The sequence below is a fragment of the Winogradskyella sp. genome (genome assembly GCF_965228925.1).
GTDB lineage: Bacteria > Bacteroidota > Bacteroidia > Flavobacteriales > Flavobacteriaceae > Winogradskyella.
The window spans coordinates 2,313,851-2,338,065 of sequence record NZ_OZ245845.1; the positions used below are offsets into that span (position 1 = coordinate 2,313,851).

The following is a 24,215-nucleotide window of genomic DNA, read 5'->3' on the forward strand; positions in this document are numbered from 1 at the left end:
TAACACTGAATTTATAAAATACGTTAAAATGATACATAAATCATCAAAAATAAAAGGATTAGTAGTTTTAGTATTTATAATGCTACTTAGTGCTAATAGTTTTGCACAGCAAGATCCTCAGTTTACACATTATATGTACAATACATTGAGTGTTAATCCAGCTTATGCAGGTCAAAGAGAAACCTTAAGCGTTGTTGGTTTACATCGATCACAATGGGTTGGTATTGACGGAGCACCGCAAACACAGTCTTTAGGTATTCATTCACCCTTGCGCAATGAGCGTATAGGTTTGGGCTTGAATATTGTTAGTGATGCTTTGGGACCAGCTAGGGAAACTTACGTCGATGCCAATTTTTCGTATACTATTCCATTAAACGCTAATGATTTAAAGTTGTCATTTGGTGCTAAAGGGGGCTTACATATGTTAGATACGGATTGGAGTAAGGGACGTTTTCAAGATCCAGATGTTGTGTTTAATAACAACCTTAACTTAATATCACCCATGGTTGGTGCCGGTCTATACATGCACACTAGAAAATGGTATTTAGGTTTTGCCGTTCCGAATTTTTTAGAGACTGAACATTATGACGATTTTCAGGAATCTGTGGCTACGGAACGTATGCATTTTTATGCTATTGGAGGTTATGTATTTAACCTCAGTGAAACCTTAGAAATGAAACCTGCTTTCCTGGTGAAAGGTGTTTCTGGAACGCCACTTATAGCAGATGTATCGGCTAATTTTTGGTACAAAAAGAACTTAACAGCAGGCTTAGCTTGGCGTTGGGACGATTCGGTAAGTGCCCTTGTCGGATTTCAAATAACACCAGGTATGTTTGTTGGATATGGATATGATTTAACAACCACAGGACTAAATAATTATAATAGCGGCACCCACGAAATAACTTTAAGATTCGAAGTGAAGCGATTAGGTAGAATTTTATCACCACGTTTCTTCTAAAAAAATAACTATGAGAACAATTTCAAGGTATATCAGTGTTGTATTTGCAGGCATATTCGCCTTGTCTACATATGCACAAAATGGAAAAATTAAAAGCGTTGAAAACGACTATAGAGATTTTGCTTATGTCAAAACAAGCGAAGTGCTGCTCGAAGTTGCAAATAAGGGTTATAGGTCGGCTGAACTTTTCCAGAAATTGGCTAACTCCTATTATTTCCTTAATGATATGGAGAATGCGGCTAAATGGTATGGGGAGTTAATGACGATGAACGAAGTCATAGATCCGGAGTACTACTTTAGATATGCATTGGCACTTAAGGGTATTGAGAATTATGAAGAATCGGATAAGTGGATGAAAAAATTCAATGAACTAAAACCCGATGATTTAAGGGGAAGGGCTTTTCTATCTAAGGTCGATTATAAGTCTAATATCGATGCCTTGGGCTTCGATAATGTGCAACCTGAAAACTTAGATATTAATACAGAGTTTTCAGACTTCGGAGTTACCGAGTATGAAAACAGTATCGTTTTTGCTTCCGCTCGAGGCGGTGGGCGAAAGTATCGCTGGAACGAAGAACCTTATCTAGACTTATATGCCGCAGAAAAGACAGAAAATGGTTTTGGTGAGGCTAAAGAAATTGAGGGTAAGGTCAATACAAAGTATCATGAATCTAGTGCTGTTTTTTCTCCAAATGGTCGATATATGTTCTTTACCAGAAATAACTTTTTTAGACTTAAATATAAGGAAGACGAAACAGGTGTTAATCGATTACAGCTATATAGAGCAAAATTAGGTGATGATGGAACTTGGGGCGATATTCATAAAGTACATTTTAATAGTGAAGATTATAGTGTAGCGCATCCTACTTTGAATCTTACTGGATCTAGAATGTACTTTGCATCCGATATGCCAGGAACTTTTGGTCAGTCGGATATTTTTGTTGTAGATGTTAATAATGATGGGACATTAGGCCAACCGGAAAATTTGGGACCTTCAATAAATACGGAAGGACAAGAGTCTTTTCCTTTCATTGATACTAGCGGGAATCTGTTCTTTTCTTCAACAGGATTCCCTGGTTTAGGTGGATTTGATGTCTTTAAGTCCGAAGGATTAGACCAAAAAGTAGAAGGTGGCTCAAACAGAAACTTTCCTATAGAAAATGTCGGTAAGCCCGTCAATAGCTCGGCCGATGATTTTGGATACTATGAAAATTTGGTGACTAAACGTGTTTACTTTAGTTCCAATAGAGAAGGAGGAAAGGGAAGTGATGATATTTATACCTTCGAAATTCCAGAATGCGAACAATTAGTTGTTGGAATCGTAAAGGACAAGAATACAGATGAACTCATACCTAATGCTACGGTAATTTTATTTGATGGTGAAGGTAATCTAATAGAGCGTAAGACAGCTGATGCTAATGCCGCTTTTGAATTTGACCTTGATTGCGAAAAAGAGTACCTGTTAAGAGGAGAAATGGACACATACATTGCGGATGAAAAACGATTTACAACCCCTAAGAGAAATCAAGAGTTACGATTACAGTTGTTGCTAGAAAAAGATGTCCAGGAAATTGCGCCTTGTGATGATCTGGCCAAAGTTCTTGATATTCCGATTATCTATTTTGACTTTAATAAGTCTAATATTAGATATGATGCTGAAATAGAATTGCAAAAAGTCTTAGCGGTATTGAATAAATACCCAACCATGACTATCGATATTCGCTCACATACAGATTGTAGGGGGCTTGCAGATTATAATGAGAGATTATCCGAACGACGAGCTCAGGCGACGCGTCAATACTTAATCGATAAAGGTGTAAGCGCAGACCGTTTGACCGCTAAAGGTTATGGCGAATCGCAATTGGTTAACGATTGTGGATGTGAACCTACAAATGATTCCACTTGCTCTGAAGAAGAACATCAGTTGAACAGACGAAGTGAATTCATTATTACCAGTATTAATGGTCAGTCTTGTGATGATAAAGAATAAGCTAAATAGTTAATAAATTGAATAAAAGGCCGTTTAAAATTAAACGGCTTTTTTTATGAATTCCTTTACTTTTTTTACAGGTTTAGGTGTTAATTTTGCTTTATGATAGAAGAACAAGTTATCCTAGTTGATGAAAATGATAATCAAATAGGTTTAATGCCAAAAATGGAAGCGCATGAAAAAGCAGTTTTACATCGCGCTTTCTCAGTTTTTATTTTTAATGCTAAGAATGAACTAATGCTCCAGCAGCGTGCTATGCACAAATACCATTCCCCAGGTTTATGGACCAATACCTGTTGCAGTCATCAGAGAGATGGTGAGACTAATATAGAAGCAGGTAAACGACGTTTACAAGAGGAAATGGGATTTGTTACTGACTTGGAGGAATCGACATCTTTCATTTATAAAGCACCCTTTGATAATGGATTAACCGAGCATGAGTACGACCATATTATGATAGGTTACTTCAGCAAAGCCCCAACTATTAATGAAGAAGAAGTTGCTGATTGGAAGTGGATGTCTTTGGAAGATGTAAAAGTAGATATGGCCCTTCATCCAGAAAATTATACGGCGTGGTTTAAGATTATATTTGAAAAGTTTTACGAATTCATAAACGTTAATAAGTCATGAAGGTAACCGTACACAGAAAGGCACATTTCAACGCCGCTCATAGACTCTACAGAAAAGATTGGAGTTTCGAGAAGAATAATGAAGTTTTTGGCTTGTGTAATAACCCTAACTTTCATGGCCATAATTACGAGTTGATTGCCAGTGTAACTGGCGACATTGATCCAGAAACGGGTTATGTTATTGATGCCAAGATTTTAAAGGATATTATTAGGTCTGAAGTTGAAGATGCTTTTGACCATAAGAATCTTAATGTTGAAGTGCCAGAATTTCAAGACTTGAACCCAACGGCCGAAAACATTGCTGTTGTGATCTATAACAAGATCAAAACAAAAATAGATTCTAAATTTCACTTAGAAATTACACTTTATGAAACTCCTCGTAACTTTGTGACCTATTCAGGTGAATAACTTATGAAAGAGGCATTACATCCGCTTAAATTTCGACCCATTTTGAAACCTAGAATCTGGGGAGGTGAGAAGCTCAAAACGCAATTTAATAAACCCTCGGAGTCTGACCAAGTTGGTGAAAGTTGGGAGGTAAGTACGGTCCCCGGAGATATTTCTGTTGTTGAAAATGGCGCTTTAAAAGGAAAGACCTTACAAGAACTTTTAGAAGCTTATACTTTCGATGTTTTAGGGCAAAAGAATTATGAACGTTTTGGCAATGACTTTCCTTTGTTGATTAAGTTTATTGATGCTAAGCAAGATTTGAGTATCCAGTTACACCCTGATGACGCCTTAGCTAAGGAACGTCACAATTCATTTGGTAAAACCGAGATGTGGTATGTGATGCAAGCTGATAACGATGCGAATCTTATTGTAGGCTTTAACCAAAAAATGGATAGGGAAACCTATTTAAAGCATCTTGAAGCGAAGACCCTCACGGAGATTCTAAATTTTGATAAGGTAAAGGAAGGTGATACTTATTTTATTGAAGCCGGTCGAGTACATGCCATAGGTGCAGGGGTTTTATTGGCCGAAATTCAACAGACCAGTGATATTACCTATAGGGTCTATGACTGGGATCGGGTTGATGCTCAGGGAAACTCACGCGAACTGCATAATGATATCGCGATTGATGCGTTTAAGTTTGATATGGAGGACGATTTTAGAGTCGATTATAAGACACAAAAGAATAGCTCTAATAACATGGTGAGCTGCCCATTTTTTACGACTAATTATTTAGAATTGGATTCCGAAGTCGAAACGATAAATGATAAAGATTCATTTTTAATATACATGTGTGTTGATGGCCATGTTGAAGTGTCGACAGCTATTACAAGGGATGTTATCACCAAAGGGGAAACCATATTAATCCCTGCAGCAATAAAGCGCTTTAGCTTAAAAACGAATAGCGCCAAACTTCTTGAAGTTTATGTTTAAAACTTCGTGAACTCAATAGATAAAAAGGACATAGATTTACTACATTTGCACCAACAAATTTTATGAATTATGGCGAATAAAAGAGATTTAAAAAAGAATATCAATTATGTTTTAGGAGAAATCATGGGTTATGTCGAAGATTGGGAAAAGGCAAATTCCAATCAATCTACCAAAGAAAGTGATGCGATCCTTGATGATGTTTATGATACATTTTTTGAGCTTATAGCTCGTGTTAATGACAGAAGTGTGGAGGATAAAAAGGCACATTTTAAAGCAATTAATAATGATCTTGACGCTAAAGGAAAAGCTTTTGTTGAACGAGTTAACAAATTGAAATAACTATAACTTATACCTAAGGAAAAAAAGCCAATCATTTTTATGATTGGCTTTTTTGTTTAATTTTCCACGTTTCTACTTTCAATAAACGCTTTTAACTTTTCACCATAAAAAGACTGCTTTATATCTTCATTTAAGCCATTATATACAGAATCTATATAGATTGGATTAGCCGACGGCATTTCATATAGTGCCAAGTACGGTGCTATAATATTGTCTTTATGGTTTAGGGCAAATTGTATGGTATAAGAGTACTTCCGCTTTACTAAAGTTTCTGAAGCTTTGTTTAAGGAATCTACCGCAATACTATCATTGGCTTTCTGTGCCAAAAAGCTAGCTTCAATGATATCTAGATTCTGATTGTTGAATTTAGACATCACTTTGGTATATTCATTGAGTAACTCTTGTTGTGCTGAGCCTTTGATATCTGCATCAAAACTAAAATTCTTTAAAGTCGTTTTAATTTCAGTCACGCCTTTATCCGCAAAAAAAGGAATGTAGTGTTCCTCATCATCATTTTTAAAGAGTTTTAAATACAGTAGAATAGGCTCTTCAAGATTGGTTTTTAAAGTAAAATCGGGTTGACCGTTTATAACCATCGAATCTAAATCTACTATAGAAGAATCACCATCTTTTTGAAGATATACGACTCCTTTTTTAAGTCCTTTTATCGCACCTTTCAGGGTAAAGTTTGCGTCTTTTTCTTTTTCACAAGAAACACTGATAAGTATTAAAATTATTAAGCTTAGAGACTTAGAGAATTTGATCATGTTTTTTTAATTATTGTTAAGTTACAGGTGCAATCATTCGCATCAATTCAGCCGTAAGCATAGCGCCATAAGTTCCTACCACATATCCAAAAACAGCTAATAAGACCCCGACGGTTGCTAACGATGGATGAAAAGCTGCAGCGACAACAGGGGCAGAGGCTGCGCCTCCAATATTTGCCTTACTTCCAACAGCTAAAAAGAAATATGGAGCTTTAATGAGTTTAGCTACTAAAAACAATAAACCTACATGAATTGCCATCCATACTAATCCAACAATAATTAATCCTGGATTATCCGCAATTTTTGTTAAGTCCATTTTCATGCCAATAGATGCTACAAGAACATAGATGAATACACTACCTATTTTACTCGCACCAGCGCCTTCATATTTTTTCAATCTGGTAAACGACAATATAATGCCCAAAATAGTTGCAATTGATATCATCCAGAAGAACTGAGATCCAAACGAAGACCAAGCAGATTTTTTGTCACTTACTGCCTCAACGTTAGATTTTAAAAAATCAGAAATTTCATTTGCACCAAAATGAGAAACACCAACAATAGTAAACGCAATGCCTAGAATAACCATAAAATCAGCTAGTGTCGGATTTCTAGATATACTAGCAGCATAGCTAGAGACTTTTTCTTTTAAGGTTTCAATGGCACTATTATCTGCTTTAAGCCATTTGTCGATCTTCTTTTGTTTTCCTATGCCAAGTAGAAGAATGGCCATCCAAATATTTGCAACCACTATATCAACGATAACCATCCCGGCATAATTTGCCGTATTGTATTCATAAATTTCTAACATTGCAGCTTGATTGGCCCCACCACCGATCCAACTTCCAGCAAGTGTTGCTAACCCTCTCCAAACCGCATCAACTCCAGCGCCTCCAACAGTTTCTGGAGATACTAAAGCAATTAAAAAAACAGCTAGGGGTCCACCAATTATGATTCCCAAAGTTCCTGTACCAAACATGGCTAGGGCTTTCCAACCTAGATTAAAAACAGCTTTTAGGTCAATGCTAATAGTCATAAGTACTAAGGCTGCCGGAAGCATAAACCTACTTGCTATATAGTATACTTGCGATTTGTGTTTAACAACTTCTCCTGTAGCTTCTGTGGTTTCCCATTCTGGTGCTATTAATCCAAAAGTGGTTAAGGCTGCAGGCATCATATACGCCATTAAAAGCGCCGGAATGTATTTATAGAATTTTTTCCAAAAACTGTTCTCGCTTGTAGATGTATAAAAAACAAACCCTAACATTAACATTAATAGTCCGAAAACAATGGTGTCTTGAGTGAATATAGGTGCAGAGTTCATGTTTCATAAATTAAAGCCGCAAAATACCAAAATAAAGTGCATAAAAAAAGCGACCATTTCAGATCACTTTTTATCTTCATCCGTTCTTTTCTTTTTGGGTTCTCTTTTGTGCGCTTTTAGGTATTGCATCAACATCCATTCTATTTGCCCATTGGTACTACGAAACTCGTCAGCAGCCCATTTTTCAATGGCTTTGAGCATATCTTCATTAATCCGTAATGCAAAGGCTTTTTTCTTAGACATCTTATTGTTGCGTTATAAATTCTGTAATCACGGTTATTAATTCTTTAGACAGCGGAAAATTGACATTACTGTAGGATGTTAAATTATCACTATCGTTTTCTATGACCTTAAGGACATGGTTCATCTTTTCTATAATAGCCAATTTAGAACTTGGATTGGCCTTATGAAGCGCCTCAGCATCTTTAACTGTTACCTGAATATCTTTTGTGCCATTAATAATTAGTGTTGGTATCTTTAATTTGGAGATTTCGTCAGTGGGACGATACTTCATGTAGGACTTTAAGAAATCTAAGTTGGCTTTGGCAAAGATGGATAATAGCATGGGATTGACTTCCTTTATGGCACCTGTATCATTGAGTTCTTCGAAATGATCTTTTGTGCTTTGTCCCAAGGACTCGTTTTGTGCACTAATTTGTCTTGTTATAGCCATATCTACAGATGTCCCAAGTCCCGCCAAAGAAATGTATTTGTCTATATCATTCGATACGGCTAACAAGGCTACCAATGCGCCCTGACTATGACCTAAAAGTGTAATGTGATTAAATCGCTTTTCTGACTTAAAATGATGGATTGCTGTACTCACGTCCTCTACTAAGTCTTCAAAAACAAAATGTTTCATCAGTGCAGGCATATTGGCTTGAGTTACATTGCGCTTATCATAACTGTAAAAGGCTATGTTGTTCTTATTTAAACTATCTCTTAAAACTTTTATATAATTGGCATTAACGCCTAATGCCGGTTGGTTACCATTTCGGTCTGGATTACCTGAACCTTGAACGAAAATGATAAGGGGCTGCCGATCTAGGTTTTTGTTATAAGTGAGTGTGCCAGGTAATTGAATGCTATCGTTCATTAGTAATAACTCCTCTGAAATAATTTGGGTTTGTGCTATACCTGCTAAAGAGACTAATAGTATAGCGCATAGTAACACTATGTTAATACTGATTTTTTTCATTGAGTTTATCGATTTTTGATTTATAAGTTTCAAGGATTTTTTCGGCATCATGTTTTTTTTGGGTACCGATCAAGAGTTTTTTCCCGTCCTTCAATTCTAGTTGAATGCCGATATTACCAGAAACGTTTATAGCTGTTCCACTGGATTTTTTCCAAAGTGCGCCACCTTTCAATCCCCATCCTCCATATTCTGTTATGGCATCGTAAGTTCTTACATAGGCTGCGTTGATGTCATGCCATTTGATCAGTCTATACTTTAGATGAAAAGGGAAAAATTTATAGTGGATTCCTAGTTCGTCTATTCTTGATGAAAGCTTGAATATAAAAACAATGCAAGGTGCCAAAACAACAACACCAATGATGGCAATGAGCTCTATAGCAGAATGGCTTTCAGGATTTTTTATATAGCTGCCTAAAATGATTCCAAGGGGTATTAGTAAGCTAAGCACCAAGAGCATAATTAGCCAAAATTGGGTAAATCGTTGTTCTTCCTTAAAAATTCGCATTATCTATTTTTATCACGTTCCAATACCACACTTGCCCAACCCTGACCAATAAATTTTACGGTCCAACCTTCTCGAGCATGTTGATTCAATAGATCTTCAAATTGCTGAAATCGGTTTCTGAACCCCAATTTGGGTTGTATAACTTTATATTCTTTCATGGTCTTATTCCTTTTTATGGTCTTTAAATATAACTAATGCTAATAGGACTCCTATAATAAGTCCAATCATTGAGCCATAGACAATGCCCATAGCCACATCGCCTGTTACAGCACCAATTGTGGTGCCAATGCTCGTACCAAAGGCACTTCCTAGGGCTACGCTATAGATTTGACGCTTATTCATTATTAATGACTTAATGTTCCTGTATTTACTACTGGCGCTGCTTCTTTATCGCCGCAGAGTACGACCATGAGATTGCTCACCATGGCAGCTTTACGTTCCTCATCGAGTTCTACAATGTCATTTTTGTTGAGTTCTTCTATAGCCATTTCTACCATACTCACCGCGCCTTCAACAATTTTGTGCCGCGCAGCAACGATGGCCGTGGCTTGTTGACGTTTTAGCATGGCATTGGCTATTTCTTGCGCATAGGCTAAATAACCAATTCTAGCTTCTAAGACTTCTATACCAGCAATAGATAGGCGCTCATCGATTTCACGTTCCAAAGCCTCACTAACTTCATTAACGCTAGAGCGTAAGGTAATATCTTCATCATGACCCTCATCGGCAAAGTTGTCGTAGGGATACATGCTCGCTAACTTACGAACGGCGGCATCGGTTTGTACGCGCACAAAGTTCTCGTAATTATCAACATCAAAAGCGGCTTTATAAGTATTCTGTACACGCCATACTAAAATGGTACTGATCATGACGGGATTTCCTAATTTATCATTCACTTTTAAGCGTTCGCTATCAAAGTTACTCGCTCGAAGTGAGATTTTCTTTTTGGTGTAAAAGGGGTTCACCCAATAAAAGCCGTTCTTTTTAATGGTGCCCACATATTTTCCAAATAGCAATAATACGCGAGATCCGTTAGGTTGGACCATCACAAAACCAAAAGACATGACGATGGATAGAAAAATGGTAATGCCTGGCCAAGGTGTTTCATAGATGATAATGGTAGCGATACTTCCAAAAAACAATACCAAAAACACAAATAGCATAAAATAACCATTTGCAGGGACGATGATCTTTTCTTCTTTCATAATTTAATATTTAATCGGTTAATCATTTGTAATTTCAATATGATATTAAAATGATATCATAAAGATATAATTTATTTCATTAGTATGCAAATGGATTATTTTGTTACAGTGTTGTAAAAAAGATTAAAAAAACAAAGTTTGGCACGCGGTTTGCTATTAATAAAGTGTAATGGTTACAGCGATAGTTACAAGCGTAACAACACTACAACATCGCGACATTACAATTTGGTTGGTTAGTTAGTAAAAAAGCATCTCATTCGAGATGCTTTTTTAATTTCTGTGCTTTTCTAAATATCTAAGAATCGATAAAGCCTATTATGCTTTCCGTGAGTTCAGTAGCGATAGGTCGAAACGCTTCATTGTAGGATTTTGAATTTTCCAAATCATCACCTTTTATTTCAAAAAGGACATGGTTCATATTTTCTATAATCATGAGTTCGGCATTGTCATTGGATGCCTTCAACAATTGAGCCTCCTGTTCTGTAACCTGAAGATCTTTAGTGCCATTTACAATAAGGATGGGCATATTTAGGTCTTTTAGTACCTCTGCTGGATCGTATTGCATCCAATTCATCATAAAGGCTTGTATATCTATATTGAAGACCGACGCTAAGGCTTGCGGATAATCGGTTGTTCTTTCTCCTTTCTTAAGTCGATCAACAACTCCTTGAGCTTCTTTACCTAACTTTGGGTCCATTGTTGCCACTTGTTCAACGATAACATCACCTATGTTCTGTCCTGCCCCTGCTATGGAAATAAATCCGTCGGCTTGTTTTTTGGCGGCTAGCATACCTACCAAACTGCCTTGACTATGACCTATGACGTAGATCTTTTTGAAGCTATCGTTTGCTTTAAAATAGCTAATGACATCCTCGGCGTCATTTACAAAATCATCGAACATGATGTTGGGATCGACCTTACCTTTACGAATTTGTTTTACAATGCGTTTATCGTACCTAAATGTTGCAATGCCCATATTGCTGAGACTTTCTGCCAACTTTTTTAAGGCATCATTTTTTAGAAAATTCTGATTTCCATCTCTATCGGTTGGTCCTGAGCCCGCGATAATAATGGCCAATATGGATTTTTGGTCTTCAGAAGGCTTTAGGAGCGTACCATCTATAAATTTTGACACTGAAATTTCTTCTGCGGTATAGCTGTTTTCCTGGCAAACCCCATAAGTGGAAACTAAGAATGTAACGATGACTATAAATGGTCTCATGGTAGGATGTTGTTTTAAAGTATGTAAAGTTAGGTGATAATGCAATGACTTCATATGACTTAAACAATTTTTAGAGGTCTTTATTATGTCTGAAAATTTAAAATTTTGAATGGACTAGAAAATGCATTTTATCGACGAAATGCATTATTTCATCTTTAAATGTTAAAATTAATTGTATTTCATCGATTAATGATGTTTTTGAGCGATGAAATTGAAACCTAATTATATATTTGAAGTGTACTAAAATTTAGTTTTTAGTTCAATGGATTAATTAATTAATATTTGCATTATGTTATGTTGACTTAGAGACCCTAAATCTACTTACATAATAAAAAAGCAAATTAGAAAAACTGGGTTTGAGGGAACCCAGTTTTTTGTTTAAAGGGGTATCAAATTCCTAAAAGTTAGATTGATTCTAGGTTCTATGTTTTTTTTAGTTTTTGCAATTTGATGTAGCCAATAGTGCTGCATTTCGCCTTTCATTAATAATAGACTGCCATGTCCTAAGTTGAGTTTATAGCGATGGTCTTTTAGCGTTCTATGCTTAAAATGAAAGGGGCGTATTTGGCCAAAACTAACTGATGCAATTATAGGGTTCTTACCCAGCTCTTTTTCATTATCGGCATGCCAACCATTACTATCATTACCATTGCGGTATAAATTAATGAGTAAGGTGTTAAATTTCGCTTCTGAAACTTTTTCGACCTCCTTTTTAATGGATTGTAATACCGGTGTAAATGATTTTGGATATATGACCAAATTAGAGTAGCCATAGGGTTGGCCTGTGCTCCCAAATAATGCTGTTAATCTTGGTTCTTTATAGGTTTTTCCAAAAACGGTAATAGTGTTATGTTGCCAGTCAGTTTGGGTGTTTATTGTTTTGAAGAAACCATCGGATTGTTGCTTATTAAAGAAGTTGGGAATGTAAATTAATTCGGCATTCGGAAGAAATAAATGTTGTTTTTCTTGTGAAAACAAGTCCATAGCATAATTTTTATCTAAATTAGTATATCGTTATGAACCCAGCAAGTCATTAATTTAATGGATTACAAATTGATGATTGGCTAACATTATCTTACCCGTAAAAGAAATATAATCACATGAATTATAAAACACTCATATATGCCATTGTCTTCGGATTGATCGTTTTGGGATTCAATCAGAAAAAAGCGTTGCCAGAAGGCTTCGTATATGTGCAATCTGAAATACCGGATTTGGATGTGGAACTTCGCTATTATGGAACCAATAATTTTATTGGTGATACCATAGATGGTTATAAGTCCAATAATCTGATTTTAACCAAAGCGGCTACTGAGAAATTAAAATTAATTCATGGTGAATTACAAGAACAAAACCTATGTTTAAAGGTATTCGATGGTTATCGTCCGCAACGTGCCGTAAATCATTTTGTGCGATGGGCAAGGGATCTAAGTGATACTATCAACAAAGTTCAGTTCTATCCAAGCGTTAAGAAGCGAAATTTGTTTAAAGAGGGATATATTGCTTCTCAATCTGGTCATAGTAGAGGAAGTACAATAGATTTAACCATTATTAACGGCAATACTGGAGTCCCTTTGGATATGGGCAGTCCTTTTGATTTTTTTGGTCAACAATCTTGGGTGAATTATGAAGGTATTTCTGAGGTTCAAAAAAAGAATAGACAATTATTACAAACGGTAATGCTAAAACATAACTTTAGGAATTATCCCAAGGAGTGGTGGCATTTTACCTTGCGCGGAGAGCCCTTTCCTGACACTTATTTTGACTTTGAGATCGAATAGATCATCTATCCAAATCGTTCTTTGATAGCTTTAGGGTCCAAATAATAAATAATTAAGCCTATAATTGCCCCAGATATTAAGCCACCGATATGAGCAGCATTATCAATGCCATCTGCTAAACCGGATATAAGGCTTATAGCAACGTAGATACCTAGCATATATAATATTCCCTTTTTATTTTCTTTGGACATAGCATTTGTAAGAAGCAGACCTAAGAGGGCACCATAGACTCCAAAAATTGCTCCTGAAGCTCCAATACTCACCGTATTTTCGTGCCACCATATACTACTTAGACTAGCGCAAATTCCAGATAATATATAAACCATCAAGAATTTTAGTCTACCAAAGACAGGTTCAATAAATAGGGAACCCAGGACCAAACCAAAAATATTCAGTGCAATATGCATAAAACCTGCATGTAAAAACATAGCTGTAAATAATCTCCACCATTCTCCATTCAGCACTTCTGTTCTTCTGTTGCCCCCAAAATTTAAAAGCTCTAATGCTGTAGGAGATATGGCACTTACGCCCGAAATCAACATTATTATAAAGACCAGAAGATTTAGATTAACGATTATGGAGGTGACGTAATGATTTCCTCTTGGGATAAGAAACTTTAGCATATCTACCAATTCATCAGACTTTGGTTTTAAACCCTTGAGTTGTCTTTGATGTACTAATCTGTTATAACCAGGAAAGATTAAGGCTATGAGAAATATCGCAAAGCCAATTCCAAATGCGCCAAAAATCCATGCAAAGGTTTTACTATGGTCATTAGAGTAGCTCCCTTTTTTTGCTTCAATGATTACCAATTCGTCTGGAATATAGACATCGACCTTCTCCACGGCTTCTATAAACGCATCTTTATCGTCCGAAATTTGAAGTACTTCATAGTAAGAAGGTTCATAGTGTCTGTGGGTTTCGAAGCTTTTTATTGACCTTTCATAAAATGTTCTAAAGCGTTTTTCTTTTTCAAAATCATTAAGTTTATTGCTCACTTGTAAGTGGTATTTCTTCCCGTACCAGTATTTGAAAACACCATTTGTTTTAAATGGATGAACAAAATAGAGATTCATGTTAAAGTACTGATTGTATTTTCCGCTAACACGAAATTTGGCCTGGGCCCCTATATAATCCTTATCTAGTGCGACGTATTCAATAGAAATATATCTACCATCATTTAAATGTTCTATTGTTGTTAAGGTTTCAAATTTTGCTGTTTTTTCGGTTAAATAATTGTTTCCTATAACTAACATTGCGCCCATAGTCATCCAAACAATAAATTGATGGCCTACACTATCTCTGTTTTGTTTTTTAAATTTTAAAATTCTCAGTTTTGGTCTTAGCCATATGGTAATTGGTATCCAAGGTAAGAGCATCGGTATCCATAACTCATAATATTCTTCGTCGATGGTTAATATGCCAGATTGGATTGAAAGTAACCATCTAAAAGCTAAGGCAGCTAGTAGCGTACCAAACACAACCATAGCATAGGTAGGTACGATATGTTTGAGCTTAACAAGATATTTTTTAAATAAACCTTTGGCCATATAGCACTTAATCTAGATAAATATATGCCCAATATATCAATCCAAACTGAAGCGGAATGCGTAAAACCAAGATCCATTTCGGGATACCTGCAGCGGCTTTTTTACTCGATAGCATATACGAGTGAATAGTGACTAGAAATACAATGAGCATAACAATAATTAAATAGATTGCTAAGTTTTTCAGGCTGGGTATGCACAAGCCAATTCCCAATAGGACCTCTGCAATACCACTGATATAAACCAGGACTTTATGATAAGGCAAGTAGGCTGGCATCACGCGCATATACATTTTAGGGATTATAAAGTGCATCATACCTGCAACAATATACAGACCAGCCATAAGATATAATCCCAGAGGTTCATCCATCCTTAAAGGTTTTAAAACTTATGCCTATACCGTAATTGTAAAGGTCTTGATCCAAAAGGCTGGATTTAAAACCATTACCTTTATCAAACTTTACCCAATTATTACCATTGATGAATACGCGCTTTATATAGGTGTTTTTAGCTTCAATACCGTCCGTAAAGGGTAGGAGTGGTCTAAAGTTGGTCGGAATCTTTACAATACCATTTTTGGTTTTTATTTCTTTATACTTTTTGTTGGGTAGGAGTTTCCCTGTGTTGTCTGTATAGCCCATGACTTGCAGTGATACGAAAAAGCCCTCTTTTGGTATATAAATATTATGCGCTTCAACATTTAAGGTATAGGCGTCTCCATCTTTTTCGGTAGCTCTAAAGACCATAGTCTCATAGCTTAGGACTTTACCCGGTGTTCCCTTGTTATTTGCGTAAAACTGAACCTTGAATAAGGTTGAGAAGGCCTTCTTATCGCTATTGGCGCGTTTGCGTTTTTTCCAGTCTTTAGACTCCAAGGCCATAGGAAATGTTACCGAAGTCAGCTTTTGATCTTTGGTTGAGGTCTTCGGAAAGTATACCGCGATCTCGGACTCAATAGTGGGCAACCAACAATGGTAATAGTCATCGTCTAAATAAGGCTTAAGTGTTTCTGCCTTAAACTTTCGATTGCGCTTCACATTAACAATAACTTGGTCTAATGCATCGGCTTGGGGTTGCATTAATAATTCTCTAGGTAGATTTGCAGTAGCGATATTTAAGTTTTTAAACCCCAATGCAGAGATAAAAAGCGAGTCGATATCTGGGTATAATTTTTTAGTAAAGACAAACTTTCCTTCATCATCCGCAAAAATGCCATTGCCGTTACCAAATGATATGGTGGCATAACTCACAGGATGTTTTGTAAGACTATCTAAAACAGTAATTTGGGCTAAAGACAGCTGACTTAATGTTAGGACAAGGAATAAGATTCTGGGCATAACAATACTTTAGCCTAAATATACATTAATTAAGTGCATAAAAAAACGCCTCATTAATATGAAGCGTTATCTTATTGATTGATGAGCTGTGCTTTTTAATCTTCCAAAGCTTTTTTGGTCTGGGTATAGCCTACATATAGTCCTGCGCCAGCCAAAAGAAATATCATGGCAGGATAGACGGCATCTTCATCTAGACCAGTATAAGTGTCTAATATATTGCCAATAAATACACCCAATCCAATGCCCATTAAAAGAAAGGCTAAATTGATAACAACGACTTTCCACGATGCTCCTGTGCGTTTACCGATGTTAAAGATGCTTGCGTCTGCGCCTTTTTCAATTAAAGCTAAACGCTCTTTATTGCGGGTTGAAAAATAAAGGTAGAATATACCAAATATAGATCCGAAAATTATTGCTAATACTGCTACTTCCATAATGTATTTTTTTAATTGATTATTTTTAATTGTTCAAAGCTTATGACGACGGTCTTTGAATTTAGGTTACAATTTTTTCAAAAAAATATTTTTTAACGGATTTATGTAACCTTATATGTAAAGTCATCGTCTTAACAATAACATGACCACCAACGACGATATTATATTGATAAATGCCATCAATAATGGTGATACTAAAGCTTATGCGCAATTAGTAGATCGCTATAAGGATTTAGTGTATACCTTGGCATTGCGTATGCTAAAGCATCGGGAAGAAGCAGAAGAGGTGGCACAAGATACGTTCATTAAGGTATTTAAGTCTTTACATAAGTTTAAGGGAGATTCAAAATTTTCTACCTGGATCTATAGAGTGGCTTATAATACCTGTTTGGATAATATTAAAAAGAATAAGAAGCATTTAAACAATGTGGCCATTGATGAATATACATTTAACAAATTGGATACGATAGACAATGCTTTGGATCATATAATCAGTGAGGAAAGAAGTGCTTTGATTAAAGCGTGTATCAACAAATTACCTGAGGATAGCAGTGCTTTGTTAACATTGTTTTACTTCGAAGAGTTATCTTTAGAAGAAATATCCAAGATTATAAATGTTGAAGCCAATACCGTTAAGGTTAAGCTCTTTAGGGCTAGAAAAAAATTAGCTGTAATTTTAGAACAGTACTTACAACCACAAAAAAAGTTGAATTATGGAAAAGGATGATAAGAGAATAGAAGATTTGGTAAATAAATTAATGCGTGCGGATCGTCTAGAAAAAGCACCATTCGATTTTACCGATAAAGTCATGGCTAAAGTAGAAGCTTTATCCAATTCTGAGATGACGGTATATAAACCTTTAATCCCAAAATATATCTGGTGGCTTATTGCCATTGGTCTAGCAACTTTGGTGGGTTATGTGTTATTTAAAGAACCTGCTAACGGGCAGAGCCTTAGTGAACGTTATAATTTGCCAGAGCTCTCATTTAATCTGTTTGAAAATATATCTCTTGATTTTTCTAACACATTGATATATGCCGTGGTGCTATTTGCGGTAATGGTCAGTATTCAAATCCCATTATTGAAACAGTACTTTAATAACAGATTGTCATACTAATTTGGGTAATACCAAAAGGGAATGTTAGCATATCTTACAAGCTGCGTGTCTTTTTTTCTAATACGTTTTCTAAGTACTTTAAGTAAATGCTTGCCTTCAGTTAGGTCTTTCAAACTTACATAAGTTTCAAAACCTTTTTGTTTTTTGAAATTTTCTCCCAGTATAAACTCACTGTCGTAATCCACGGAATCGATTCGAACGGTGAAAATCTCGTTTAAGGTTTTTATATAAACCCTTCTCAGGCTATCTCGTTTACTGCGTGATAGCGTATTTAAAATCACAATATCCGAATCTAAGCCTCTGATATCGTTTTCTGGTTTCAAGCCCTCATTAAACCTAAAGACATAATCGTCAAAGTTGTCGTTTAGCGCCATGAAAACTTTTACATAATTTTGGTCTATGACTTTTGAACTAATGGCCACTCTTTCGATAAAGTCATCTTCGTCCAAACTATCCTCATAATTTATACTATTCGCAATGATGCTACTAGACGCATTATCTCCGTTAAAGTAATTAGAGACCTTATAATTTAGGCTTGTTCCGATTAAAATAATAATATAGATAGGAACCAAGGCATAGCTAATTCTACGTCCGAATTTATTATCTAAAAAATTGTAAACGAGAGGACGATAAAGAAATGATAAGGTGATTTTACTAAATACCCAATAAATAGGAAAGTAAATACGGCTCAACCACTTCTTTTTCTTCAACCACCCTAAAGTCAGGAAATCTAAAAAGGTAATTAGCATTCCTGTAGATAAAAAGATAATCAAAGGGACACCAAGCCATAACTTTAAGGTATCATCGAGACTGTCATTGTCTAAGGTGAGCTTTACTACGACTACAATAGCGATAATAGTGAAAATAAAGGCTAAAACATAAAAGATCAATAAGAACGAGATTGCAAAAATAATACTGCAATAATTCTCCAGTCTTGCGATATATCGATCAAAAGAACCTACTTTTTTCTTTAAATATTTTGTAAACTTTTCGCTATAGTTAAGTTCTTCATAGTCAATATCACCTGAGACATAGCGCAAACCTAAAGCGCCTATCCAAAGCCCTCTTAAGATGACATGCAGCAAGAGATTAAAAATGAGAATGGCGCATGATATACCAGCAACGATAAGAACAATGAAACTATAAATTTTCTCGTCATTTTCTGCGGCCATGGCAGCCACTTTAATATGAGGGAATGCCGTAAACAAACCAAAGATGGCAAAACCCGAAATGAGCAGCTCTAGTTGCCAGCTTTCTTCCTGTAGTTTTTGGAGCAGTTTTTTAAACGCAGGATTATTATAATCTTGACTCATTTTTTAGCTGGTTGGTTTTATTTTAGTCTAAAGGTAGTCATATTCAATTAATTTCAACTTTTTTGTTCAAATTTTGAAACCCTTAGAGATTTCTTTCGTTTTTAAGTATAAAGACACTAACCGATAAAATGCAGAATCAACTTAGTAGTTTAATCAAAGCCTGTAAAAAGGGGAATCAAGTAGCTCAAATGCAGCTTTATGATCAGTATGCTCAGGCTATGTTTACTATTGTATATCGTTACCTAAATGATGAAGAAGAGGCCAAGGATGTGATGCAAGAAGGGTTTTTAAAGGCGTTTACAAATATGAATACGTATCAACCGACATCAACTTTCGGCTCATGGTTAAAACGAATTATTATCAATCAGGCATTAGATACATTAAAGAAGCGAAAACTTGAATTTAGCAATGATGAGGTGGAGGCACTCGGAATAATAGATGACGATGATTGGAGTTTTGATAGCTCGATTTCTAAGAAAGCGATTTTAGCAGCAATAGAAAAACTCAATGAAAAACATAAAATAGTTGTAAAACTGTATCTCATTGAAGGTTATGATCATCAAGAGATTTCAGACATATTAAAGATACCAGTTAAAACCTCAAGAACACATTTAAGTAGAGGTAGAGCAAAATTAAGAGACTTATTAAAATCAAAATATAATGAAGCAAGATATTAGAGATTTATTTAAGGGGAATGAAGAACTAAAATCACTTCCAGAGAATCATAGAGTGGAGTTTTTAGACAAGCTAAAGAAACAATCAAGAGGAAGCACTAATGCCAAGTTTTGGTTGCAAATAGCCGCCTCAATAATACTTGTTGCTACGATTGGTTATGGATTATACAACAGCGGCTTGGAGAGACAAGAGACCTCTCCAATTTTTGCAGAAGTAAAGGCCATGGAAATTGAATATTTAGAGGATATCAACACAGAATGGGAAAAATTTGTAGCTACGACCAAGGATAAAGCCTTAGTAGAAAGGTTCAGAAAGAAATTAGGTGATTTAGATAGAGACTATAAAACGTTATCAGAACAATTTAAAAATGGATCAGAAAATATATTAATCCTAGAATCATTGATTGAGAATTTACAGACAAGACTTCAAATACTAAAAGATATACAAGAACATCTAAAAATATTAAATCAAAAAAACGAACATGAAATCACAAATTAAGACAGTTGTACTGATGCTGATTACATCAGTATTAAGCCATGGACAAGAGTTTTCTAAAATAGAAATGGATGAAAAGTATACCATCTATAAAGAAAGTTTTGCTACGGACAACAATACAACATTAGTATTAAATCTAGAAAGTACTGGAGTTAAAATAATAGGGTCGCCAGATGATAAGGTGCATATTGAGTATACTATGGAGTTTAATAACTATAGAAAAAAGCGCATGAAGGAAGCTATTGATAGATTAAAAATTTCAGGAAAAAAAGAAGGAAATAAAATAACCTATACAGCAAAAAGTAAAAATATGTTTCATAGGTACGATAGGCATTATTATTTCGAAGATTTGTTAATTGGTCGTTTGGCAAAAAAAGATTCTATGAGATTTGAAAAACCCAAAGTGGTTAGAAAATCTTTAGATTCTGTAGTAGAGGAAATTAAGCAATCCGATTTTTTACATCGAAAACGAATGCTTAGAGCCATAAACAGGGAGCCAAGACCAGTTAAGCGGAAAAAGAATACTAAACTGATTATTTCTAAAATGGTGATTATGATACCTAGCCATATACATGTGAGAGCTACCGCAGAAAACTCAAGCATGTATTTTGATGATGACTTTCAAAATAGATTAACGTTGAATGCTAGAAACTCTAAGCTTAAGTTTAAATCTGTTGGTAACCCTTTGAATATTTTAGATGTTGATAATGGTAACTTTTGGGCTCAAGAAATAACTGATGGCAGCTATAGTTTTGCTAATTCTCGTAGTGTTACCATAGCTAAGCTTAGTAATGCAGAAATTAACTCGGAATTTACTAAAGTTCAAGTTGGGGAAATAGGAAAGAATGTCAAGTTAGTGGATTTCAATAGTGAGTATTTTCTTTACAATTGGGCAAAAGATTTTGAACATTTTGAGTTGACGTCCGAGTATTCCAAGGTTCACTTATTTTCGCCTAAACTAGATTACCATTTTATAGCGTTCGGAAACAATACGAAGAGTTTTACAGGGGCACACCAAGTAAATATGAGCGCTACAAAAAAGAATGAAAAAGAAAAAATGATAGAACGGAACCCTAAAGGTAATAATCACTTTTCTGGTGAGATCTACTTTGATATCATGAATGGTATAATCTATTCATATTTAGACGAATTGTAAAATCTAAATTTGGGCCTCATAAAAGTAGGTTGAAACACGAAGTGTTTTATTTATTGGCTTATATTTTAGACTATGAAAGAAAAGACGGTTCAAAATCTTGGTGTGACGTTGGATCTTCCAGTGAAGCTGAAACATGTCAGTCGCCTACAATGATATACAAATAATCACCAAAATCATTGTCATAAGATTTAATAATGGCATGGATTTCACCAGAATCTATGTCATTTTTTAATGTCGCGAGCCCTTTTTCCACCTCTTCTTTATTGGCTAAGGCACTAAAAGACGAAATGCCATGTCTAATACTTTCATCAAAATACAATTCAGGATTTTGCTTGCCACAATACAAAAACTGGTCTTTTAAATCGGGCTTGATGTCATAGTTTTCTGTTGTTATTACTTTTAAACCAGATGACATCATCGCCTCTTCAACCGCTTCGAAAGATGGCATTTGTAATATGGAGTCCTCTAACATTTTCGGAAAGTAATGATTGAGCCAATAGCCTTTCATCTGTTTAGGCGTTGAGGTAAAGACAATAATTTTACCACCGGGTTTTAAGACATACTTTAACTCGGAGAAGGCTCTAGATAAGTTGGTCCAATGATGAATGGTTAAAGTGGCCACAATACCATCAATACTGTTTTCGGGTAATCCTGTTTTTTCTGCAGTACCGATTTGCCAGTTGATGCTTTGGTTGTTAAGTCGCGCTTTTTGAAGCATCTCTATGGAGGGGTCGATCCCAATAAATTGAAACCCTCTTTCATTTAAAGCATTTGTGTAATTTCCCGTACCGCAACCAATATCTAAGTATAGTCCTTTTTTGTTTGGATTTAAGTGTTTTAGGAGCTGATCGGTTAAGTAAGGGTCTGCCTTACGCGTTTGATTATAGTTGACGCCTATTTTGTTGTACTTCGTTGACATAAAAACTTATTATTATCTAGAGAAGAATCGCAATCGTTTTTTATGTCTTTCCGGTACGTTCTCGCTTTGTAGTAAGACATTAATATGTGACATGTTTTTATCTTTAGCGAATAGTAATCCGAAGAAATCAAATATTGAGATATCCTCTTTGGATTTTTCTATTAACTGAAACGTATCTCCAACTTTAACCTCACCTTCTTGTAGAACCCTAACATAAGTACCAGAGTGGCCCCGCTCAATAAATTGTTGTATGACGTCATCAGATTTAAATTTATGAGCAAATTTAAAGCAAGGTTCTCTAGGAATTGTGATCTGAACGATGGCTTCACCAATCTTAAAAATATCACCAACGCAAATTGATTTTTCATCTAAATCTTCTACAGTGAGGTTTTCACCTAGCATACCGTAGGTCCAATCTAGGTTAGGATACAAATGACGCCAATAAGGATATTGGTTAAAAGAAAATAGATAGCAGGCTTTAAACTCACCACCATGTACACGTCTGTCCGCAACAATATCTCCTTTGACATCTTCTTTATCGAGATAGATGGGAACATCGGTAGGTGTTTTGTAAATACCTGTTGTGACTTCTTTTCCTTGCCAAGTAAATGTCTTTGGCTTAGCAATATTGGTAGAAATGATTTTCATTTAAGGCTGTCTATATATTACGCATTTTGTTTTTTCCACTCTGTTATCATCTTTTTTTCTTTTGATAAGATCGCTTCCAGATGAGCATTGAATTTTGTCTTTCTTTCACTATCGACCTTATCAGAATTCCACCACTTGAGTGTATCCGTAACTGTAGTTCTTAAAGGTCTGAAGGTTAAACCTGCTGCAATAGATGCGTCATTAGACACCTTGGCAGAACCAAAATGTAATTGGTCAGGCATGACCCAAGGAATAGAGTAGAGCATATCATGCTTTTTTAAAAAATCATAGTCATCGACTAACACAAAAGAAGATGACACATCAAAAGACTGAGCGGCTTCTTTAATAAACTGTTCCATAGTTTGTGGTGCTTGGGGACCAACGCCATTGTAGGTACCATACTGTTTATTTTCGGCCAATCGGATAAACCATTCTGCCATATCCCTAACGTCAATATACTGAATCGCATCTTCAGCATTACCGGGAATTAAATGCTCACCTCCTTTGGCCAACCTTACTGGCCAGTGCATAAATCGATCGGTTCTATCCGCCGGGCCAAGCATATAAGTGGGTCTAATCACGACGGTTCGTTCTTTACCGAAAGCTTTTAGTGCTTCTAGTTCAGAATTGGCTTTCATTATACCATATTCCTGCTCGTACTTTTCATCTTCAGTAAGACCCTCGGGCATACTTAAGACCAATTCGGTTTCTGTGGAGATATCATCGGTTAAATAGGGATAATATACACCTGTCGATGAGGTATACATATACATACCGACATGATCTTTTAGTAACTCCGCTGTGGCCTTAGTCCAAGCCACCTTGCGTCCCGAATTATCAATAACTACGTCCCAAGTTCTGTTTTCTAAAGCTTCGAGATTATTTTCTCGGTCTCCTACAAGTTGTTCTACCTTATCAAATAGTTCGGCATGGACACTTGGTTTCGTTTTACCTCTGGTAAATGTGGTTACCGAATGCCCTCTAGAAAGTGCATAGGCAATTTGATGTGGTCCTAAAAAACTCGTGCCGCCAAGTATTAAAATACGCAATTGCTTATCCGTTTTCTCTTCTGTATGAGGCGCTGTTTTAGTGTCGGACTTACAGCTTAAAAGGCTATTGCCTAGCAAAGGGATAGCAATACCGGCAAGTGCACTTTTTTTAATAAAGGATCGTCTGGAGTTTAACTTTTTCATCTTAACGGCTTGAGATTCTAAAGTTATAAAAAAAGCGCAAGTTTATCCAACTTGCGCTTTTTGGCTATTAATCCTAAAG

The 24,215-nt window shown here is 35.7% G+C and carries 30 protein-coding genes; 12 read left to right on the forward strand and 18 right to left on the reverse strand.

The genetic code is table 11. The features are described 5' to 3' along the window. The first annotated feature begins 28 nt into the window (after positions 1–28). The 6 genes from ACO052_RS09335 (at position 29) to ACO052_RS09360 (ending at position 5,299) form a co-directional block, all read left to right on the forward strand. Positions 29–958, forward strand: coding sequence for a type IX secretion system membrane protein PorP/SprF (locus ACO052_RS09335; RefSeq protein WP_422107740.1), 930 nt, complete (start codon positions 29–31; stop codon positions 956–958). Between the two features lie 10 nt (positions 959–968). Beyond that, positions 969–2,948: an OmpA family protein gene (locus ACO052_RS09340; protein WP_422107741.1), complete on the forward strand. Its 1,980-nt coding sequence runs from the start codon at positions 969–971 to the stop codon at positions 2,946–2,948. 102 nt (positions 2,949–3,050) lie between these two features. After that, positions 3,051–3,578, forward strand: a complete 528-nt coding sequence (gene idi / locus ACO052_RS09345; protein ID WP_422107742.1) for an isopentenyl-diphosphate Delta-isomerase — start codon at positions 3,051–3,053, stop codon at positions 3,576–3,578. Next, a complete protein-coding gene (locus tag ACO052_RS09350) occupies positions 3,575–3,985 on the forward strand; it encodes a 6-pyruvoyl trahydropterin synthase family protein (protein ID WP_422107743.1) in 411 nt (136 codons plus the stop codon). The genes idi and ACO052_RS09350 overlap by 4 nt, the downstream gene beginning before the upstream one ends. A 3-nt stretch (positions 3,986–3,988) precedes the next feature. Next, positions 3,989–4,960 (forward strand): type I phosphomannose isomerase catalytic subunit, encoded by a 972-nt coding sequence (locus tag ACO052_RS09355; RefSeq protein WP_422107744.1) that lies wholly within the window; start codon positions 3,989–3,991, stop codon positions 4,958–4,960. A 69-nt stretch (positions 4,961–5,029) separates the two neighbouring features. Beyond that, the gene (locus ACO052_RS09360) at positions 5,030–5,299 is read left to right on the forward strand and encodes a hypothetical protein (RefSeq protein ID WP_422107745.1); all 270 of its coding nucleotides are present in this window, start codon (positions 5,030–5,032) and stop codon (positions 5,297–5,299) included. Positions 5,300–5,355: 56 nt separating this feature from the next. Here the strand turns inward: ACO052_RS09360 and ACO052_RS09365 are convergent, their stop codons facing one another. The 10 genes from ACO052_RS09365 to ACO052_RS09410 form a co-directional block, all read right to left on the reverse strand. Beyond that, complete coding sequence (locus tag ACO052_RS09365) at positions 5,356–6,066, reverse strand: DUF4369 domain-containing protein (RefSeq protein WP_422107746.1); 711 nt, start codon at positions 6,064–6,066, stop codon at positions 5,356–5,358. 16 nt (positions 6,067–6,082) lie between these two features. After that, complete coding sequence (locus ACO052_RS09370; protein WP_422107747.1) at positions 6,083–7,390, reverse strand: DUF819 domain-containing protein; 1,308 nt, start codon at positions 7,388–7,390, stop codon at positions 6,083–6,085. A 63-nt stretch (positions 7,391–7,453) separates the two neighbouring features. After that, positions 7,454–7,633 (reverse strand): Arc family DNA binding domain-containing protein, encoded by a 180-nt coding sequence (locus ACO052_RS09375; protein ID WP_422107748.1) that lies wholly within the window; start codon positions 7,631–7,633, stop codon positions 7,454–7,456. A 1-nt stretch (position 7,634) separates the two neighbouring features. Continuing rightward, complete coding sequence (locus ACO052_RS09380) at positions 7,635–8,588, reverse strand: alpha/beta hydrolase family protein (protein ID WP_422107749.1); 954 nt, start codon at positions 8,586–8,588, stop codon at positions 7,635–7,637. Beyond that, on the reverse strand, positions 8,569–9,093 hold the full coding sequence (locus ACO052_RS09385) for a hypothetical protein (protein ID WP_422107750.1): 525 nt from the start codon (positions 9,091–9,093) through the stop codon (positions 8,569–8,571). The genes ACO052_RS09380 and ACO052_RS09385 overlap by 20 nt, the downstream gene beginning before the upstream one ends. Further along, positions 9,093–9,251 (reverse strand): DUF4177 domain-containing protein, encoded by a 159-nt coding sequence (locus tag ACO052_RS09390; protein ID WP_422107751.1) that lies wholly within the window; start codon positions 9,249–9,251, stop codon positions 9,093–9,095. Before ACO052_RS09390 ends, ACO052_RS09385 begins: the two co-directional genes overlap by 1 nt. 4 nt (positions 9,252–9,255) lie before the next feature. Further along, positions 9,256–9,435, reverse strand: a complete 180-nt coding sequence (locus ACO052_RS09395) for a hypothetical protein (RefSeq protein ID WP_422107752.1) — start codon at positions 9,433–9,435, stop codon at positions 9,256–9,258. Between the two features lie 2 nt (positions 9,436–9,437). Next, the gene (locus ACO052_RS09400; protein ID WP_422107753.1) at positions 9,438–10,298 is read right to left on the reverse strand and encodes an SPFH domain-containing protein; all 861 of its coding nucleotides are present in this window, start codon (positions 10,296–10,298) and stop codon (positions 9,438–9,440) included. A gap of 295 nt (positions 10,299–10,593) precedes the next feature. Continuing rightward, positions 10,594–11,520, reverse strand: coding sequence for an alpha/beta hydrolase family protein (locus tag ACO052_RS09405; protein ID WP_422107754.1), 927 nt, complete (start codon positions 11,518–11,520; stop codon positions 10,594–10,596). Between the two features lie 378 nt (positions 11,521–11,898). Further along, positions 11,899–12,504 carry an alpha-ketoglutarate-dependent dioxygenase AlkB family protein gene (locus ACO052_RS09410; RefSeq protein ID WP_422107755.1) on the reverse strand — a complete coding sequence of 202 codons (606 nt, stop codon included), beginning with the start codon at positions 12,502–12,504 and terminating at the stop codon, positions 11,899–11,901. A 116-nt stretch (positions 12,505–12,620) separates the two neighbouring features. On the opposite strand from ACO052_RS09410, the gene ACO052_RS09415 reads away from it, so the two are divergent. Further along, positions 12,621–13,301 carry a M15 family metallopeptidase gene (locus ACO052_RS09415; protein ID WP_422107756.1) on the forward strand — a complete coding sequence of 227 codons (681 nt, stop codon included), beginning with the start codon at positions 12,621–12,623 and terminating at the stop codon, positions 13,299–13,301. 5 nt (positions 13,302–13,306) lie between these two features. On the opposite strand, the gene ACO052_RS09420 is transcribed toward ACO052_RS09415, so the two are convergent. The 4 genes from ACO052_RS09420 to ACO052_RS09435 form a co-directional block, all read right to left on the reverse strand. Then, the gene (locus ACO052_RS09420) at positions 13,307–14,851 is read right to left on the reverse strand and encodes a rhomboid family intramembrane serine protease (RefSeq protein WP_422107757.1); all 1,545 of its coding nucleotides are present in this window, start codon (positions 14,849–14,851) and stop codon (positions 13,307–13,309) included. A 7-nt stretch (positions 14,852–14,858) separates the two neighbouring features. Beyond that, the gene (locus tag ACO052_RS09425) at positions 14,859–15,218 is read right to left on the reverse strand and encodes a hypothetical protein (protein ID WP_422107758.1); all 360 of its coding nucleotides are present in this window, start codon (positions 15,216–15,218) and stop codon (positions 14,859–14,861) included. Beyond that, entirely contained in the window at positions 15,211–16,185 is a 975-nt protein-coding gene (locus ACO052_RS09430; RefSeq protein WP_422107759.1) for a hypothetical protein, read from the reverse strand. Before ACO052_RS09430 ends, ACO052_RS09425 begins: the two co-directional genes overlap by 8 nt. Positions 16,186–16,280: 95 nt before the next feature. Then, positions 16,281–16,619 (reverse strand): DUF6249 domain-containing protein, encoded by a 339-nt coding sequence (locus ACO052_RS09435; protein WP_422107760.1) that lies wholly within the window; start codon positions 16,617–16,619, stop codon positions 16,281–16,283. A 142-nt stretch (positions 16,620–16,761) separates the two neighbouring features. Here ACO052_RS09435 and ACO052_RS09440 point away from each other — a divergent pair, with 142 nt between their 5' ends. Together ACO052_RS09440 and ACO052_RS09445 are read left to right on the forward strand one after the other, a co-directional pair. Then, the gene (locus ACO052_RS09440; protein ID WP_422107761.1) at positions 16,762–17,346 is read left to right on the forward strand and encodes an RNA polymerase sigma factor; all 585 of its coding nucleotides are present in this window, start codon (positions 16,762–16,764) and stop codon (positions 17,344–17,346) included. Further along, on the forward strand, positions 17,333–17,737 hold the full coding sequence (locus ACO052_RS09445; RefSeq protein ID WP_422107762.1) for a hypothetical protein: 405 nt from the start codon (positions 17,333–17,335) through the stop codon (positions 17,735–17,737). The genes ACO052_RS09440 and ACO052_RS09445 overlap by 14 nt, the downstream gene beginning before the upstream one ends. On the opposite strand, the gene ACO052_RS09450 is transcribed toward ACO052_RS09445, so the two are convergent. Further along, complete coding sequence (locus ACO052_RS09450; protein ID WP_422107763.1) at positions 17,734–19,050, reverse strand: hypothetical protein; 1,317 nt, start codon at positions 19,048–19,050, stop codon at positions 17,734–17,736. The two genes, ACO052_RS09445 and ACO052_RS09450, sit on opposite strands and share 4 nt — an antisense overlap. 128 nt (positions 19,051–19,178) lie before the next feature. On the opposite strand from ACO052_RS09450, the gene ACO052_RS09455 reads away from it, so the two are divergent. The 3 genes from ACO052_RS09455 to ACO052_RS09465 are packed head-to-tail and all read left to right on the forward strand — an operon-like array spanning position 19,179 to position 21,376. Continuing rightward, positions 19,179–19,727, forward strand: a complete 549-nt coding sequence (locus tag ACO052_RS09455) for an RNA polymerase sigma factor (RefSeq protein ID WP_422107764.1) — start codon at positions 19,179–19,181, stop codon at positions 19,725–19,727. Continuing rightward, a complete protein-coding gene (locus ACO052_RS09460; RefSeq protein WP_422107765.1) occupies positions 19,711–20,223 on the forward strand; it encodes a hypothetical protein in 513 nt (170 codons plus the stop codon). Before ACO052_RS09455 ends, ACO052_RS09460 begins: the two co-directional genes overlap by 17 nt. Then, the gene (locus ACO052_RS09465; RefSeq protein ID WP_422107766.1) at positions 20,207–21,376 is read left to right on the forward strand and encodes a hypothetical protein; all 1,170 of its coding nucleotides are present in this window, start codon (positions 20,207–20,209) and stop codon (positions 21,374–21,376) included. Before ACO052_RS09460 ends, ACO052_RS09465 begins: the two co-directional genes overlap by 17 nt. 136 nt (positions 21,377–21,512) lie before the next feature. Here the strand turns inward: ACO052_RS09465 and ACO052_RS09470 are convergent, their stop codons facing one another. From ACO052_RS09470 to ACO052_RS09480, 3 genes are read right to left on the reverse strand one after another with little or no spacing between them, the layout of a single operon-like run. After that, positions 21,513–22,295 carry a class I SAM-dependent methyltransferase gene (locus tag ACO052_RS09470; protein WP_422107767.1) on the reverse strand — a complete coding sequence of 261 codons (783 nt, stop codon included), beginning with the start codon at positions 22,293–22,295 and terminating at the stop codon, positions 21,513–21,515. A 12-nt stretch (positions 22,296–22,307) separates the two neighbouring features. After that, positions 22,308–22,943, reverse strand: coding sequence for an MOSC domain-containing protein (locus tag ACO052_RS09475; protein ID WP_422107768.1), 636 nt, complete (start codon positions 22,941–22,943; stop codon positions 22,308–22,310). A gap of 17 nt (positions 22,944–22,960) precedes the next feature. Continuing rightward, the gene (locus ACO052_RS09480) at positions 22,961–24,136 is read right to left on the reverse strand and encodes an NAD-dependent epimerase/dehydratase family protein (protein WP_422107769.1); all 1,176 of its coding nucleotides are present in this window, start codon (positions 24,134–24,136) and stop codon (positions 22,961–22,963) included. Positions 24,137–24,215 lie beyond the last annotated feature (79 nt).

Coding starts and splice junctions, on each gene's coding strand:
- ACO052_RS09335 (WP_422107740.1), top strand. CDS start 29: ATGATACATAAATCATCAAAAATAAAAGGATTAGTAGTTTTAGTATTT.
- ACO052_RS09340 (WP_422107741.1), top strand. CDS start 969: ATGAGAACAATTTCAAGGTATATCAGTGTTGTATTTGCAGGCATATTC.
- idi (WP_422107742.1), top strand. CDS start 3,051: ATGATAGAAGAACAAGTTATCCTAGTTGATGAAAATGATAATCAAATA.
- ACO052_RS09350 (WP_422107743.1), top strand. CDS start 3,575: ATGAAGGTAACCGTACACAGAAAGGCACATTTCAACGCCGCTCATAGA.
- ACO052_RS09355 (WP_422107744.1), top strand. CDS start 3,989: ATGAAAGAGGCATTACATCCGCTTAAATTTCGACCCATTTTGAAACCT.
- ACO052_RS09360 (WP_422107745.1), top strand. CDS start 5,030: ATGGCGAATAAAAGAGATTTAAAAAAGAATATCAATTATGTTTTAGGA.
- ACO052_RS09365 (WP_422107746.1), bottom strand. CDS start 6,066: ATGATCAAATTCTCTAAGTCTCTAAGCTTAATAATTTTAATACTTATC.
- ACO052_RS09370 (WP_422107747.1), bottom strand. CDS start 7,390: ATGAACTCTGCACCTATATTCACTCAAGACACCATTGTTTTCGGACTA.
- ACO052_RS09375 (WP_422107748.1), bottom strand. CDS start 7,633: ATGTCTAAGAAAAAAGCCTTTGCATTACGGATTAATGAAGATATGCTC.
- ACO052_RS09380 (WP_422107749.1), bottom strand. CDS start 8,588: ATGAAAAAAATCAGTATTAACATAGTGTTACTATGCGCTATACTATTA.
- ACO052_RS09385 (WP_422107750.1), bottom strand. CDS start 9,093: ATGCGAATTTTTAAGGAAGAACAACGATTTACCCAATTTTGGCTAATT.
- ACO052_RS09390 (WP_422107751.1), bottom strand. CDS start 9,251: ATGAAAGAATATAAAGTTATACAACCCAAATTGGGGTTCAGAAACCGA.
- ACO052_RS09395 (WP_422107752.1), bottom strand. CDS start 9,435: ATGAATAAGCGTCAAATCTATAGCGTAGCCCTAGGAAGTGCCTTTGGT.
- ACO052_RS09400 (WP_422107753.1), bottom strand. CDS start 10,298: ATGAAAGAAGAAAAGATCATCGTCCCTGCAAATGGTTATTTTATGCTA.
- ACO052_RS09405 (WP_422107754.1), bottom strand. CDS start 11,520: ATGAGACCATTTATAGTCATCGTTACATTCTTAGTTTCCACTTATGGG.
- ACO052_RS09410 (WP_422107755.1), bottom strand. CDS start 12,504: ATGGACTTGTTTTCACAAGAAAAACAACATTTATTTCTTCCGAATGCC.
- ACO052_RS09415 (WP_422107756.1), top strand. CDS start 12,621: ATGAATTATAAAACACTCATATATGCCATTGTCTTCGGATTGATCGTT.
- ACO052_RS09420 (WP_422107757.1), bottom strand. CDS start 14,851: ATGGCCAAAGGTTTATTTAAAAAATATCTTGTTAAGCTCAAACATATC.
- ACO052_RS09425 (WP_422107758.1), bottom strand. CDS start 15,218: ATGGATGAACCTCTGGGATTATATCTTATGGCTGGTCTGTATATTGTT.
- ACO052_RS09430 (WP_422107759.1), bottom strand. CDS start 16,185: ATGCCCAGAATCTTATTCCTTGTCCTAACATTAAGTCAGCTGTCTTTA.
- ACO052_RS09435 (WP_422107760.1), bottom strand. CDS start 16,619: ATGGAAGTAGCAGTATTAGCAATAATTTTCGGATCTATATTTGGTATA.
- ACO052_RS09440 (WP_422107761.1), top strand. CDS start 16,762: ATGACCACCAACGACGATATTATATTGATAAATGCCATCAATAATGGT.
- ACO052_RS09445 (WP_422107762.1), top strand. CDS start 17,333: ATGGAAAAGGATGATAAGAGAATAGAAGATTTGGTAAATAAATTAATG.
- ACO052_RS09450 (WP_422107763.1), bottom strand. CDS start 19,050: ATGAGTCAAGATTATAATAATCCTGCGTTTAAAAAACTGCTCCAAAAA.
- ACO052_RS09455 (WP_422107764.1), top strand. CDS start 19,179: ATGCAGAATCAACTTAGTAGTTTAATCAAAGCCTGTAAAAAGGGGAAT.
- ACO052_RS09460 (WP_422107765.1), top strand. CDS start 19,711: ATGAAGCAAGATATTAGAGATTTATTTAAGGGGAATGAAGAACTAAAA.
- ACO052_RS09465 (WP_422107766.1), top strand. CDS start 20,207: ATGAAATCACAAATTAAGACAGTTGTACTGATGCTGATTACATCAGTA.
- ACO052_RS09470 (WP_422107767.1), bottom strand. CDS start 22,295: ATGTCAACGAAGTACAACAAAATAGGCGTCAACTATAATCAAACGCGT.
- ACO052_RS09475 (WP_422107768.1), bottom strand. CDS start 22,943: ATGAAAATCATTTCTACCAATATTGCTAAGCCAAAGACATTTACTTGG.
- ACO052_RS09480 (WP_422107769.1), bottom strand. CDS start 24,136: ATGAAAAAGTTAAACTCCAGACGATCCTTTATTAAAAAAAGTGCACTT.